Raw genomic sequence first — 1021 nt, forward strand, 5'->3', positions numbered from 1 at the left:
ACTTCAGCGTCGGCTACACCATCACCGACAGTGCAGGTGACAGCGCCTCCGGCAGTATCGATATCACGGTCGATGACGACATGCCGGTGACCAACGCCGACGTCGCTACCACCGACAATGACGGTTCCGTCACCGTCGACGTGCTCGGCAATGACCAGTTCGGCGCCGATGGCTCCGACGGCATCACCAACGCCACGGTCCAGGGCGGCGCGGCTGTCGGCACCGTTGCGGTCAACCCCGACGGTACCCTGACCTTCACGCCCAACCCCGACTTCGTCGGCAACGCCACCATCGACTATACCGCCACCGACGGTGACGGCAGCACGGTCGGCGGTAGCCTCAGTGTGGCGGTCGGCGACGGCGGCACTGGCCCCACCACGCCGGAAACCGATGGCAATCCCAACACCACGCCCCCCAAGGCGGTACTCGACGAAGACGGCCTGCCTGGCGGCATCGCCGGTGGCATCAATGACGTGGCCGGCGAACGGACTGCGGCCACCGGCTCACTGGGCTACGATTTTGGCAGCGACGGCCCTGGCAGCTTTAGCTGGAACACCACTGGCCTCCCCGCCCTGACCTCCGGCGGCAGCCCGGTGACCTGGTCGCTGAGCAGCAATGGTCGTTCGCTGGTCGGCTTTGACAACACGGGTAGCCGTGTCATCTCCGTCCAGCTCACCGACGTTGCCAACGGCAACTACAAGGTGGTGCTGGCCAAGCCGCTGGATCATTCCAACCCCGGTGTCGAGAGCGACATCAACTTCAGCGTCGGCTACACCATCACCGACAGCGTCGGTGACAGCGCCTCGGGCAGTATCGGCATTACCGTCGATGACGACACGCCGGTGGCCAACGCTGACAGCGCCACCACCGACAACGATGGCACCGTCACCGTCGATGTGCTCGGTAACGACCAGTTCGGCGCCGATGGTCAAGGCGCGCTAACCGGTGCCACCGTTCAGGGTGGCGCGACCGTCGGTACCGTCGCAGTCAACCCGGACGGCAGCCTGACCTTCACGCCCAA

At 65.6% G+C, this 1021-nt stretch carries 1 protein-coding gene; it reads left to right on the top strand.

The window, feature by feature from the left end:
- Nucleotides 1-1021, top strand: a 1021-nt coding sequence (locus NH448_RS23485) for an Ig-like domain-containing protein (RefSeq protein ID WP_253029607.1), incomplete at both ends; no start/stop codon positions are given.

The sequence above is a fragment of the Halomonas sp. OfavH-34-E genome (assembly GCF_024124525.1).
Classification (GTDB): domain Bacteria; phylum Pseudomonadota; class Gammaproteobacteria; order Pseudomonadales; family Halomonadaceae; genus Halomonas; species Halomonas litopenaei.